The sequence below is a fragment of the Acinetobacter sp. GW821-FHT01C12 genome, from assembly GCF_059422625.1.
In genome coordinates this window covers 1-11,902 of record NZ_JBWKXD010000015.1, presented here as the reverse complement: position 1 = coordinate 11,902, position 11,902 = coordinate 1, and the positions used below count along the sequence as shown (strand labels likewise).

13 protein-coding genes are annotated in these 11,902 nt (G+C 37.3%); 6 read left to right on the top strand and 7 right to left on the bottom strand.

Annotated elements, in window-relative coordinates:
• The first annotated feature begins 90 nt into the window (after positions 1–90).
• The gene (locus tag AC07WY_RS20300; protein WP_419335508.1) at positions 91–483 is read left to right on the top strand and encodes a hypothetical protein; all 393 of its coding nucleotides are present in this window, start codon (positions 91–93) and stop codon (positions 481–483) included.
• A gap of 53 nt (positions 484–536) precedes the next feature.
• Here AC07WY_RS20300 and AC07WY_RS20295 read toward each other — a convergent pair whose 3' ends face one another.
• The 4 genes from AC07WY_RS20295 to AC07WY_RS20280 form a co-directional block, all read right to left on the bottom strand.
• Positions 537–920 (bottom strand): hypothetical protein, encoded by a 384-nt coding sequence (locus tag AC07WY_RS20295; protein ID WP_419335509.1) that lies wholly within the window; start codon positions 918–920, stop codon positions 537–539.
• 171 nt (positions 921–1,091) lie between these two features.
• Positions 1,092–3,161, bottom strand: coding sequence for a glycine--tRNA ligase subunit beta (gene glyS, locus AC07WY_RS20290; RefSeq protein WP_494736999.1), 2,070 nt, complete (start codon positions 3,159–3,161; stop codon positions 1,092–1,094).
• Positions 3,161–4,138, bottom strand: a complete 978-nt coding sequence (glyQ, locus tag AC07WY_RS20285) for a glycine--tRNA ligase subunit alpha (protein WP_004718182.1) — start codon at positions 4,136–4,138, stop codon at positions 3,161–3,163. The genes glyS and glyQ overlap by 1 nt, the downstream gene beginning before the upstream one ends.
• A 106-nt stretch (positions 4,139–4,244) precedes the next feature.
• The gene (locus AC07WY_RS20280) at positions 4,245–4,637 is read right to left on the bottom strand and encodes a hypothetical protein (RefSeq protein ID WP_262084918.1); all 393 of its coding nucleotides are present in this window, start codon (positions 4,635–4,637) and stop codon (positions 4,245–4,247) included.
• A gap of 415 nt (positions 4,638–5,052) precedes the next feature.
• On the opposite strand from AC07WY_RS20280, the gene AC07WY_RS20275 reads away from it, so the two are divergent.
• A complete protein-coding gene (locus tag AC07WY_RS20275) occupies positions 5,053–6,363 on the top strand; it encodes a tetratricopeptide repeat protein (protein ID WP_262084921.1) in 1,311 nt (436 codons plus the stop codon).
• 56 nt (positions 6,364–6,419) lie between these two features.
• Here the strand turns inward: AC07WY_RS20275 and AC07WY_RS20270 are convergent, their stop codons facing one another.
• Complete coding sequence (locus tag AC07WY_RS20270; protein WP_262084922.1) at positions 6,420–6,938, bottom strand: 3'-5' exonuclease family protein; 519 nt, start codon at positions 6,936–6,938, stop codon at positions 6,420–6,422.
• 153 nt (positions 6,939–7,091) lie between these two features.
• Here AC07WY_RS20270 and AC07WY_RS20265 point away from each other — a divergent pair, with 153 nt between their 5' ends.
• Positions 7,092–8,576, top strand: a complete 1,485-nt coding sequence (locus AC07WY_RS20265) for an FAD-binding oxidoreductase (RefSeq protein WP_494736998.1) — start codon at positions 7,092–7,094, stop codon at positions 8,574–8,576.
• On the opposite strand, the gene AC07WY_RS20260 is transcribed toward AC07WY_RS20265, so the two are convergent.
• Positions 8,539–8,991 carry a hypothetical protein gene (locus tag AC07WY_RS20260; protein ID WP_419335516.1) on the bottom strand — a complete coding sequence of 151 codons (453 nt, stop codon included), beginning with the start codon at positions 8,989–8,991 and terminating at the stop codon, positions 8,539–8,541. The genes AC07WY_RS20265 and AC07WY_RS20260 overlap by 38 nt on opposite strands.
• A 24-nt stretch (positions 8,992–9,015) precedes the next feature.
• Between AC07WY_RS20260 and AC07WY_RS20255 the strand changes: the two genes are divergently transcribed.
• Together AC07WY_RS20255 and AC07WY_RS20250 are read left to right on the top strand one after the other, a co-directional pair.
• A complete protein-coding gene (locus AC07WY_RS20255) occupies positions 9,016–9,432 on the top strand; it encodes a lysozyme inhibitor LprI family protein (protein ID WP_151956651.1) in 417 nt (138 codons plus the stop codon).
• A 122-nt stretch (positions 9,433–9,554) separates the two neighbouring features.
• On the top strand, positions 9,555–10,655 hold the full coding sequence (locus AC07WY_RS20250; RefSeq protein ID WP_056516801.1) for an HPP family protein: 1,101 nt from the start codon (positions 9,555–9,557) through the stop codon (positions 10,653–10,655).
• A 93-nt stretch (positions 10,656–10,748) separates the two neighbouring features.
• Here AC07WY_RS20250 and AC07WY_RS20245 read toward each other — a convergent pair whose 3' ends face one another.
• Positions 10,749–11,009 carry a PspC domain-containing protein gene (locus AC07WY_RS20245; RefSeq protein WP_262084924.1) on the bottom strand — a complete coding sequence of 87 codons (261 nt, stop codon included), beginning with the start codon at positions 11,007–11,009 and terminating at the stop codon, positions 10,749–10,751.
• Positions 11,010–11,338: 329 nt separating this feature from the next.
• On the opposite strand from AC07WY_RS20245, the gene AC07WY_RS20240 reads away from it, so the two are divergent.
• The coding region (locus AC07WY_RS20240; protein ID WP_494736997.1) for a hypothetical protein at positions 11,339–11,902 on the top strand (564 nt) is incomplete at its 3' end.

The window sequence follows — 11,902 nt, the reverse complement described above, 5'->3', positions numbered from 1 at the left end:
GATAAAAGCATTTTCTGTAAGAATCGCTAGCTTGTTATTAAAACAAAAACGACATAAGATTTGGGTTAAATTGTTGGTTTAATCATCATAATGAAAAATATAATAATCTTGATATTTCTCACTTTTATATTGAGTTTAAAACCCAGTTTTGCCTGTGGCTGTGGTGATGAACTGTCTTCCAGCCATCAAATAATAGGTTGGGGTGTGGTGGGCGTGGTATTTTTAATTTATTTGATTCCAAGCTTTTATTTTGCAAAATATTTTAAGAAATATCAGCTATCTATTGGACATCTGATTTTGCCTCATGTGCTGATGATTGCGATGCTCTACGCAATGATGAATTCTTTTAAATTGGGTTTAAATCCAATTTATTATTGGTTTGCTGATTACCTCTCAAATAGTTTCATATTTGCTGCGATTGGACTCATTGGTGCCCTTGTTTGGATTTATCCCATGATTTATGTGGCTAAAAGAGCGAAATAATTTTGCATTTAGCCCTTTTAGCTTCGACGACGTATCAAAGTGAAGTGCCGAGATTAATTACATTTTTCCAGATTTGATGTTTTAAAGTTGTTTTTAAGTGAGTTGAAGTTTTTAAGCTTTTCAGCATCTTTTGGGTCGAAAACAGTTTGTTTATTTTCGACTTCAGCATCTACATTTGAAAATGCAGAGATGAGCTGCTCACCTTTAAAAATCCAATGTTCTGTGGCTTTGCCCGTTTCAAAGTTGCCAGTAAATTCGATGACACAGTTGTCTGTTTGTTTGATGAGTTTGGCAAGGTTATGTTTTGTGCTTGGTTCAGCAGAGATATTTTTATGTTGTTCTAAAATAGTTGGAGTGTTTGGATTGGTGGGTGTGGTTGAGCAGGCGGTGAGGGCGATCGCGATTAAAGGTACAGATAATAATGTTTTAGAATTCATATGCTTTTGATCTTAAACTTAACTTGATCAATTGAGTCTATACAATGTATTGGGGATATTTGGTTTTAGATTGTTAATTTTTATTGTTATGTTTTCATTTATTTATACGTTTTGGAAAGCGGAGACAAAAAATAAACCCGCTCGAAAGCGGGTTATAATTTATGTTTTTATTTAGTGCTGTAACACCGAAATATCAGCAACACTTGTAAACAAGTCACGTAACTGTGCAAGTAAACGTAAACGGTTTGCTTTGAGTTCTGCATCATCTGCCATGACCATCACATTCTCAAAGAATGCATCAATCGGTGCACGAAGCGCAGCCAACTTAGAAAGCGCAGTGGTGTAGTCTTTCGCACCCAAAAGTGGTTGAACCGCAGGTTTGATATTTTGAATCTCGGTATAAAGCGCCTTTTCAGCATCTTCAACTAATTTAGCTTCAACAATCTCACCTGTAGGTGCAGCTTCTTTTGCCAAGATATTGGCAACACGCTTATTGGCAGCAGCCAAAGCAGCAGCTTCTGGCAAGTTACGGAAATGATTTACCGCTGTCACACGCTTATCAAAATCAAGAGGTGATTTTGGAGAAAGTGCTTGAACAGCCTGAATCACATCAACCGCAACGCCTTGGTCTTCGTACTTAGCACGGTAACGACCTTCAAGGAATGCGACAGCATCGGTTAAAGTCTTCGCATGATCTTTCAATACATCGCCATAAGCAGCCAAAGCAAGCTTGATCAGTTCTTCAATTGAAACATCAAGATTATTTTCAGTCACCAAACGCAAGATACCAATCGCAGAACGACGTAAAGCAAATGGATCTTTCGAACCTGTTGGTGCTTGACCAATCCCGAAAATACCTGTGAGGGTATCTAAACGATCAGCAAGGGCAATGGTTGTACCTGTTTTTGTTTTTGGTAGAACATCGCCAGCAAACTTAGGTAAATATTGCTCACCTAAAGCTTCTGCAACTTCATCATTTTCGCCTTCAATACGGGCGTAATAAGTTCCCGCGATTCCTTGAAGTTCAGGGAATTCACCGACTAACTCTGAAGTTAAGTCACATTTTGCAAGCAGTGCAGCTTTTTCAGCATCAGTAGGATTTGCACCCGTGATTGCAGATAACGCCACAGCCAATTTTGCAATACGTTCAGACTTGTTCCAAAGTGTACCCAATTGTGCTTGGAAGACCATATTGGCTAATTTTTCTTTACGAGAAGCAAGCGGTTGCTTTTGATCTTGTAAGAAGAAAAACTCTGCATCAGATAAACGAGGACGTACAACTTTTTCATTACCCTCAATGATTTGAATTGGATCTTTAGACTCAATATTGGAAACAGTAATGAAATAAGGCTGTAATTTATGTGCTGCATTGACCAAACAGAAATACTTCTGGTTGTCTTGCATCGTGGTAATCAAAGCTTCTTGAGGTACAGCAAGGAAACGTTCTTCAAAGCTTGCACGTAGCGCAACAGGCCATTCAACCAATGCAGTCACTTCATCACGTAGGTCGGCAGGAACGATGGCAATCGCATTGACTTCATCAGCCAAAGCTTTAACTTGTTGGTCAATGATTGCTTGACGCTCTTCAAAAGAAGCTACGACATGTGCTGCTTTTAATTTCGGCAAATAATCATCTGAGTTTGTTAATGAAATCGCTTCAGGGGCATGGAAACGATGACCATAGGTCAGATTACCCGCTTTATGATCCTGAATCGTTGCATCAATCACATCATTGTCTTTTAACAAGACGACCCATTTCACCGGACGAACAAATTCAGTACGGCTTGCAGCAGAACGCATACGTTTTGCGATGGGTAGATTATCCAGTGCTGTTTGTAAAATTTGTGGAAGTAAAGCGTCAAGACTTTGGCCTTTCACATCTTTTAAATAACAAACTTTTTCAACTTTACCTGCTTGGAAAGTTGATACTTGATCCGCAGTAATGCCTTGACCACGCATAAAGCCTTCCAAGGCTTTGGTTGGTTTGCCTTCTGCATCATAAGCAGCTTGTAGGGCAGGACCATCAAAACGCTTTTGAGTGTCTGCTTGTGCACCATCAACATTAACAATTTTTAATGCCAAACGACGTGGTGCTGCATAAGCTTCAATTGAATCAAATGCTAAACCTGCGTCTTTTAAACCTTTAACCGTTTCAGCTTGTAACGCATCACGTAAGGTCTTTAAGCTTTTAGGCGGTAATTCTTCACAGCCAAGTTCGAATAAAACTGTATGTTTAGACATTATTTATTCTCCTCAGCTTTTGCTTCTGCTTCAACTTGTGCCTTTAACTGTGCAAGCACTTCGTCACGTAAATGCGGTTCAGCCATTGGGAAACCGAGTTTGGCACGAGCGGCCACATAACTTTGTGCAATAGAGCGTGCCAAAGTACGCACACGTAAAATATAACGTTGACGCTCAGTGACAGAAATAGCACCACGTGCATCGAGTAAGTTAAAGCTGTGTGATGCTTTGATGACTTGCTCATATGCTGGAAGTGGAAGTTCCGCTTCCATTAAACGGGTTGCTTCAGCTTCATAAAAATCGAAGAGTTCAAACATTTTTTCAACGTTGGCATATTCAAAGTTATAAGTCGATTGCTCTACTTCATTTTGATGGAACACATCACCGTAGGTGACTGTACCAAATTGACCTTTGGTCCAAACCAAGTCATAAACTGAATCGACGCCTTGTAAGTACATTGCCAGACGTTCAAGACCGTAAGTGATTTCACCTGTGACTGGGTAGCATTCAACCCCACCAACTTGTTGGAAGTAAGTAAACTGAGTTACTTCCATACCGTTTAACCACACTTCCCAGCCTAAGCCCCAAGCACCTAATGTTGGCGATTCCCAGTTGTCTTCTACAAAACGAATGTCATGTGTAAGCGTGTCAATACCAATCGCTTCTAAAGAGTCTAGATACAGTTGTTGGATATTGTCAGGGTTCGGTTTAAGCACCACTTGGAATTGATAGTAGTGTTGTAAACGGTTTGGGTTTTCGCCGTAACGACCGTCTTTAGGACGACGTGAGGGTTGAACGTATGCTGCGTTCCATGTTTCTGGCCCAAGCGCACGTAAGAATGTTGCAGTGTGGAATGTCCCTGCGCCCATTTCCATATCGTAAGGCTGTAACACCACACAACCTTGTTCAGCCCAGTAGTTTTGTAAGGCAAGAATTAAGCCTTGGAATGTATCAATATGCGATATGGCGCGACTCATGCAGCATCCACTATAAGTATTAGAAAAAATTGGTTCTAAGTATAAGGATTTTGGGGAGGTGTGGCAAAGGTTAGTCTATAAATATTGATTCTTATCGCAGATCAACTTATGTACATTTTTTCAGATTTTCTTTTGAGATAAAACTTTTCATTTCTTTGGCCTCTTTTCTTATTTTCATTTCCTCAATGTGCTCTTCAATTTTTGCATCTGAAGCATCGCTATTGATTACGGGTTCCGAGCTTGAATTTTCAGATATTAAAATGAGATCGTCCCTAAAAAAAGCCCAATCTTTTTCTATTGTTGGTGTATTTTTAGAAGTGGTTTTTGCTTTTAAGATACAGATTTTATCTTTTTTAATTAGGGTAAGTTCAAGTGTGCTTGATGGTTCACCCGTCATTGCAATTTGCTTTGCTTCTAAAATTACAGGTTCATTTGATGTACTACATGCAGCAAGGAAAAAAGAAGAAGTTAAAATGATGAAATAGGTTATTTTATTCATTGGTAAAATTAAATAAGTTAAATTATATATTTGATATTAACATAAAAAATTTATATTCATGAACTTTATAAAGGTAAATGGCGCTACAAAAACTGAATGTCGGAAGTTCATCATGACGATGTCACAATGCTTTATTCAATGTTAAGTAAATGAATTATTTAGAAATCATAGGGGCGAATTTAGAGGATAATAAAATGCACAAAATCATTATTGGGCTGTAGCAAAATTAGAAAGGGCTAATTAAAACTTAATTTTCAAACTGCAGGGTTTTTCAATGTTAGCGGTTCTTGTCAAAATATTGAATAATTTGTTTTAAAATAAAATTAACTAATTGAATTATTTTATATATAATTTGAAAAATACTTTTTTAAAAATTTATAAATTTAATTTTTATATCAAAATGAGCAATCTTAATATGAAAAAATTCAATTATTTTATGTACATAGCGACTTTAGGTTTTATATCTGCAACATCAAGTTATGCAGTAAATATAGAAGAAGCCCCTTGTTTCGCCCCACAAACAGCGCCTATTTTTAAAGAGTTTTATCAAATAAATAAAGGATTTGATCAAAAAGTATTGTGGGAGTTGTATGTTCAATCACCCATAGAAGGTTATCCAAATGCAAAAATGATTAATCAAACTTTAGAGACTTTATTTGGTCAATTGGGGCTCTCAGAAGAACAGAAAAAGCAGATGAAACCGATCCAAAAAGATGTATCTGAAGTAGAGCCTGAAGAATTAGAAGCCTATAACTTAATGGTTAAAGCACAAAAATTATATTACGGCGATAAAGTTGCTATTGATCAACAACAGGCTTTTGAGTTGCTGCTTGATGCAGTTGGAAAGAGAAATTCAGAAGCCTATATTTTCTACCCTGTACTTAATCAGCATTGTGCTGATCCAGATAGAAAAGAAACAGCAGTTCGTATATTTCATACCATCGAAAAACACATGGGGGATAATGATGATTATCCAACTCCAATATGGGCATATTTAAGTTATGCCTATGCGTATGGTGTAGGCACAGAGGTGGATGAAGCAAAGGCTTTAAAATATTGGAAAAAAGCTTGGCGTATCTATTCGTTACAATTTGATGCAGGTGGTTTTGTCGGTTTTATGATGGGACAAATGGCAGAACAAAAGCCTTATTTAAAAGCACATTTGGGTGAAGCTATGAATTATTACAAAATTGCGACCCGAGCAGATGAAAATAACATTCCAGCACAACAGGCAATTGTAAGATTATTAAAAACGGATAAAAAGTTTGAAGATCTGACTTATGAAATAGAGTTATTTGAAGAAACTGAAAACGCAAAGCATGATCAAGACCCAAAATCTGCTTATTTTACTTTGTCAGAATTATATGCTCAGGAGCAGTGGAAAATTTACAATCCTCAACTTTCAATGGAGTGGTTGGCAAAAGCAGCTGAAGCAGGGCATGAACGCGCACAGTTGAACCTACCACTCTATTATGAGCAAGGGAATTTGATCAAGGCAGATCCAAAAAGAGCGATGGAGTTGTATCAAAAATATTATGAACAGGACAATATATTAGTGGGTATCTACTTTTTAGATCGTTTGGAAAATGGAACCAAAGGCATTGCTAAAAATCCTGAAAAAGCGAAGTTAGTTCGTGAAGATTTAACTAAAAAATATCATGCTTTAGGACAAACAGGTGAGATTCCAAAACCTAAAGAATTGCGATTAATGCAGCGAATGTATTAAAAACTTTCTTTAGCAAAGATTAGTCTTGAGTCATGGCTCACTAATCTGAGCTATATCTAAAACTTAATCTTCAATCCATAATCCTTTTTCAATGCCAATAAAGCCTCAGCATTGCCTTTGGCATCGTCAACAGGGTTATGGGTATGTGCTGTTTTACGTAAATGCTTAAAACTTTGAAAGCTATCTTTGACCAGTCCTTTATACAAACTGCCTAAATTTTGTGAACTAAATCCAAACGGATTACTGCCAGTAAAATGATGAAAATACCAACAGACAAACATCCAGTCAAAACCATTATTATCACTAATAAAGATAGGGCGATCTTTACTGACTTTACTCACCCACTTGGCAAAGTCTTTCATAACATGCTCAGGATTGTTAAAGCTTAGGGTTTCTTCACGACTAAAGCCTGAAACTGCGAGCGCTTGAGGAATATAATTTTCGGAAATTGGTTTAAGTAAACCGTAGAATTGTTGATGTAAGTGATCTTCGACCAACACTGCACCTAGCGAAATCATTGAGTAATCACCGGGAATTGGACCATCCGCTTCGATGTCCACCATAATATAAGCCATATATTTTCCTTATTTTAAGATATTGTTTTTATGCTGGAAGTCATTATAAATGATGATTTTAATCGCTGACAAACTTTATCGGTATTTTGCTTTTTTAATATTTATAGCTTATAAATTATTGAATAAATTTAAAACATTTTTAAATCATTCATTATGCAAAAAGTACAGAAAAACAAACTTTGGCTAAGCCTTTTCCTTATTCTATTGGCGGTTATTTCTATTCCTGCAATTCATCTTTTTAAAACAAAAATCAATGAGCAACAAGGAATTGAGCATATTCCTACAGGTTATCGGGATGATGCCAGCCATCTTAATTTGACAAAAGTGCATAAAATTGTCGATGTTGAAAGTACACCCGAAGCGATTCAACAACAGCTTAAAACTTTGCTTAAATATGCAGCTGAACATCATCTAAAAGTTTCGATTGCGGGGGCTAAACACAGTATGGGGGGACACACCATTTACCCTGATGGTATTGCATTGAATATGTTGCCCTATAACCATATGAGCTTTGATGAGAAGAGCAATATTCTCACGATTGGTTCGGGTGCAACATGGGAAGCGGCCCTTCGGTATTTAGACCACTATGGTAAATCAATTGCAGTGATGCAATCTTTTAGTAATTTCTCGATTGGCGGTTCGATCAGTGTCAATGGGCATGGTTGGCAAAAGAATTCACCTCCGATTTCATCCAGTGTTGAATCATTTACCTTGATGAATGCACAGGGAGAGATTGTAAAATGTAGTCGTACAGAACATCCTGAACTGTTTAAATTGGTGATTGGTGGCTATGGATTATTTGGCATTATTCTCGATGTAAAATTAAAAGTTGTAGATAATGTTGCTTTAACATTTCAATCAATTTCAGTTTTACCTGAAGACTATGTAAACGCGTACCAAAAGATTGTCAGCAATAATCCAAATGTACAATTTGCTTATGGTCGTTTACGTATTTCAGATAAACATTTTTTACAGCAGGCAACCTTAAACTATTTTGAAAAGATCGATAAAAAACCCTTAGCATTGTCACAACAGCAAAGTAAAAACGCTGAAACCAAGCGGATTGTGTTTCGTGGTTCTGTCGATAGTGAATACGGCAAACGACTCCGCTGGGATCTAGAAAGTAGCCTGAATTCAGTATCGCCTTATGCGACGTTTAGTCGCAACGAAATTCTCAGTGAGGATGCCGCCTTGATTGAAAATAAAGATAGCCATTCAACCGATCTATTGCATGAATATTTTATTCCAAAGCAGCACTTGGCTCAGTTCATTCAAGATCTCAAGCCTGTTTTAAAAACGAAAAAAGTGGATCTACTCAATATCACGATTCGTGAAGTTGAACATGATCATGATGCGTTTATGAATTATGCTCGAGAGGATGTTTTTGGCTTGGTGTTTCTGTTTAATCAAAAGAAGACCGAACAACAAGAGCAGGATATGCAACAACTGACTCAGCAATTGGTTGATATTACACTTAAAAACCAAGGCACATTTTATTTGCCTTATCGTTTACATGTGAGTCGCGACAAGATGCGTTTAGTCTATCCGCAAACGGATGCTTTTTTTAGTTTGAAGAAAAAATATGATCCAGAGGAGATTTTTAGTAATCAGTTTTATCTACATTATCATGAGTCGTGAATGATGGTCTGGAGAATACTTTTAACAAACCCCAATAACAGCACCCTGCAAATACAGAAATTGCATAAAAAAACCAATCGCTCAATAGTTTCCATAGCGGTGTAGGCAATGACCCAGTAAAAACCAGATAGCCAATGCTGCTGACAATTAGCCACATCAACAGTGAGCCGACGAAAATACTGAAAAAATTAAGCCAATATTGATGTGCAAGCCAAAGTGAAATGACATAAGCAATTGGAATGACAAGAATGCAATAAATCAGATAAACGATTAGGCTGATACCAAATATTGTGAGTAAAGACTGTATATCGTATTGATGATTCATAAAAAGAAAAAACGCGATCAACAGGATTAAGCTCAGACTGGGTGCTAAAAACAAAGCTTTTAAAATCGATTTATTGCTATATTGAGCCATGATCAAAACAACAAAGGAATAAATATGATAAGAGCATGCACAATCATGATGGTTTTATCTACAACTATTTGTTCAATATCGGCTTATGCAGAACAGAGTGCTGCTTCACCCGATGTATATAACCAATGTGTTGAACAAACCATCGAAAAACTGGCTTTAGGCAACATCAACAATGCTGTGGTTGAATCATGTAGTAACCAAAGCAGAGCATATTATGAAAAAGAAATTGTCAAAGTTCTCGATCAGATCAAAAAACAGAGTCAGATAGACCTTCGACAAGAACGTTATAATGACATCATGAAATCACAACGCTTATGGAAAGCTTATGTTGATCAGGAGTGCCAAAATGCTGGAAGTTATATTGGTTCACCCATGTATGCGTTTTGCCCAATGCAAGAATATGGGAAAAGACTTGATCAATTGACTGAATATGCTCAGTGAAAAATCAGTAGATGAGAAATATCGGCGAAAAATTTATCCATTTAAGATAGATAATAAATATATCTTATAACCACAACATCGTATAATTCACACTTTAAACCGTGTTAAAGCGCAGGACTGTCGTGTTTCATACGCAACTTGAATGGTTAAATACCTTAAAACCCAATTTTAAAGTTTTACCGCTAAAAGATCGTTTAGTCTGTGGTGTTGGTGCACTGCTCGGATTAGCAGTGTCATCATTGATCAGTTGGTATGTACTCGGTGGATTTAATGCGTGGTATATCGCACCGATGGGCGCGTCCTCGGTATTGCTTTTTGCTGTACCCGCAAGCCCTTTAGCACAACCTTGGAATATGGTGGTGGGGAATACCATCGCAGGTTTAGTAGGCGTGACTTGTGCCATCTTTATTTCCAATCCAACCGAGGCATTTAGTGTCGCTGTTGCCTTGTCGATATTCTTGATGATGAGTACAGATTCATTGCATCCGCCAAGTGGTGCGGTGGCGATTACTGCCGTATTGGGTGGCGCTTCTATTCACCAATTGGGTTATCAATTTATCTTTTACCCAGTATTACTTAATTCAGTCTTGCTGCTGGTGATTGCAATCATTTTTAATCGTATGTTGGGAAAGCAATATCCACAGGTTGCACAGCTCAATACACGTTCTAAAGATCCAACACCGACACAAAAAGTCACTATTCAACCGCAAGATATTCAAGATGTGTTAGAACAACAGACACAGCTTTTAGATATTAGTGAATATGATTTACAGAAAATCATTTTAGAAGCACAAGCAAAGGCCAACGCAAGAGCAGTACATCAATACCTTTGCCAAGATATTATGAGCAAAGATGTGCTGAGCTTGGATGAGCAAGATGATATTCACCAAGCTTTAGATAAGTTTAAACATGTGAATTTGATGAGTTTGCCTGTGCTCAATGCTGATCGGGAATTGGTTGGTACATTGGCATTGTATGAAATTGTAGAGTGGTTTAAACGCGCTGCTGATGCGCGTGCCCCTTGGGAACATTTGGTCAAACAAATTATGAATCGGCAAGTGGTGACTGTACAGCCGACACAACCGATCCAAGACTTAGTGCCTTATTTCGTTGAACGCTCTTTTAATTATATCCCTGTGGTTGATCATCAAAAAATGGTCGGGATTATTAGTCGTGCAGATATGATTGCAGCATTACAGCAACAACTCAATAATTCACAATGATACTGTTTAAAAATGATGCGGCATAAAAAAAGCTACAGCAGTTTGGGGGAACTGTTGTAGCTGAAAAGGGTCATATCTTTAAATCGAAGTCAATTAATGGATTTTCTCTTCATAAATAGTTCGTACAGGGCGTTCATAGCTTTGCGGTTCATTTAACTGCAAGTTTTGTTTTGGCATAATTAGCCAAAGCACCAAATACACCAGAATACCTGGAAAAGCTGCGCTCAAACATGAAACAATCACGAAAATAATTCGTAGTAATGTGACATTCCAACCAAAACGTTCAGCAATACCGCCCATTACACCGGCGATCATATTGTGTCGGCTTGAACGATATAAACCAGAATTGGCCATTTAAATCTCCTTAAAGTTATTCATCATCATTCATGATTAAAAAATTAAAAATGAATTCATATAAGTAAATAGTGGCGTTTCTATCTGATTCTTCAAGTGAATCACCAATTAAAATTGTTAAGACTGTGTAACAACGCCAGTTAAATCATTCAAAATAATGTAAAAAGTGTCCAATCCGATGTAGGTAGCGATGGTGATAAATATGTTTTTTATACTTTTGTAAAAAATACAGCGTTAAGATTTCGAGAAACGGCACAACGCAATAAGATATAGATATACACATTCATTTTTGATGTGTCTGGCACGGTGCAATTGGGTTATTTGGATTTATGTATTTAACTTTTCATAAAGTAATTTTTTTTAGAATTTTGGGCATCAGTATTTGTACAGTACTGAGTGCTTGCGATTCCTCAAAATCAAATGATAAACAACAAGGTGCATCTGACACACAAAATTCATCCAGCGAACTTGCTTTGCAACAAACGCCACCACGTGCCAATGCAAGTGAAGGGAAAAAACTGACCGATCTTGCGGGTCAAGCCACCTTGCCTGCAATGGTAGATATGAAAGGGCAAGGCCAGCAAAGTGACGTGGTTTCCACAAAAGCTGAGGCATTTGTAGGACGTTATCATGTACAAATGAGTTGTGAAGATCCGTTTGCCAAGTGCGAAAAAGGCAATGCGGAGTTTATTATTAACTTACTCCCAGACGGTACTGCACATCGTACCTTTGTATATATGGGGAAAATGACCTATGAAAATAGTGATATAAAACCGAACCGTGGTTATCAAAAAAATACTTGGGCCTATGATGAAGTAAATCATGAAATTGTGATTAATCGAATTGAAGGTATTCAGTTCTATTACAACGTAGATGAACAAAATGACTTAGTG

What these genes read in the sequence shown, in the direction of transcription:
- AC07WY_RS20255 (WP_151956651.1), top strand. Translation starts at nt 9,016, where the DNA reads ATGATAAGAGCATGCACAATCATGATGGTTTTATCTACAACTATTTGT.
- AC07WY_RS20300 (WP_419335508.1), top strand. Translation starts at nt 91, where the DNA reads ATGAAAAATATAATAATCTTGATATTTCTCACTTTTATATTGAGTTTA.
- AC07WY_RS20260 (WP_419335516.1), bottom strand. Translation starts at nt 8,991, where the DNA reads ATGGCTCAATATAGCAATAAATCGATTTTAAAAGCTTTGTTTTTAGCA.
- glyQ (WP_004718182.1), bottom strand. Translation starts at nt 4,138, where the DNA reads ATGAGTCGCGCCATATCGCATATTGATACATTCCAAGGCTTAATTCTT.
- AC07WY_RS20295 (WP_419335509.1), bottom strand. Translation starts at nt 920, where the DNA reads ATGAATTCTAAAACATTATTATCTGTACCTTTAATCGCGATCGCCCTC.
- AC07WY_RS20265 (WP_494736998.1), top strand. Translation starts at nt 7,092, where the DNA reads ATGCAAAAAGTACAGAAAAACAAACTTTGGCTAAGCCTTTTCCTTATT.
- AC07WY_RS20280 (WP_262084918.1), bottom strand. Translation starts at nt 4,637, where the DNA reads ATGAATAAAATAACCTATTTCATCATTTTAACTTCTTCTTTTTTCCTT.
- AC07WY_RS20270 (WP_262084922.1), bottom strand. Translation starts at nt 6,938, where the DNA reads ATGGCTTATATTATGGTGGACATCGAAGCGGATGGTCCAATTCCCGGT.
- AC07WY_RS20275 (WP_262084921.1), top strand. Translation starts at nt 5,053, where the DNA reads ATGAAAAAATTCAATTATTTTATGTACATAGCGACTTTAGGTTTTATA.
- glyS (WP_494736999.1), bottom strand. Translation starts at nt 3,161, where the DNA reads ATGTCTAAACATACAGTTTTATTCGAACTTGGCTGTGAAGAATTACCG.
- AC07WY_RS20245 (WP_262084924.1), bottom strand. Translation starts at nt 11,009, where the DNA reads ATGGCCAATTCTGGTTTATATCGTTCAAGCCGACACAATATGATCGCC.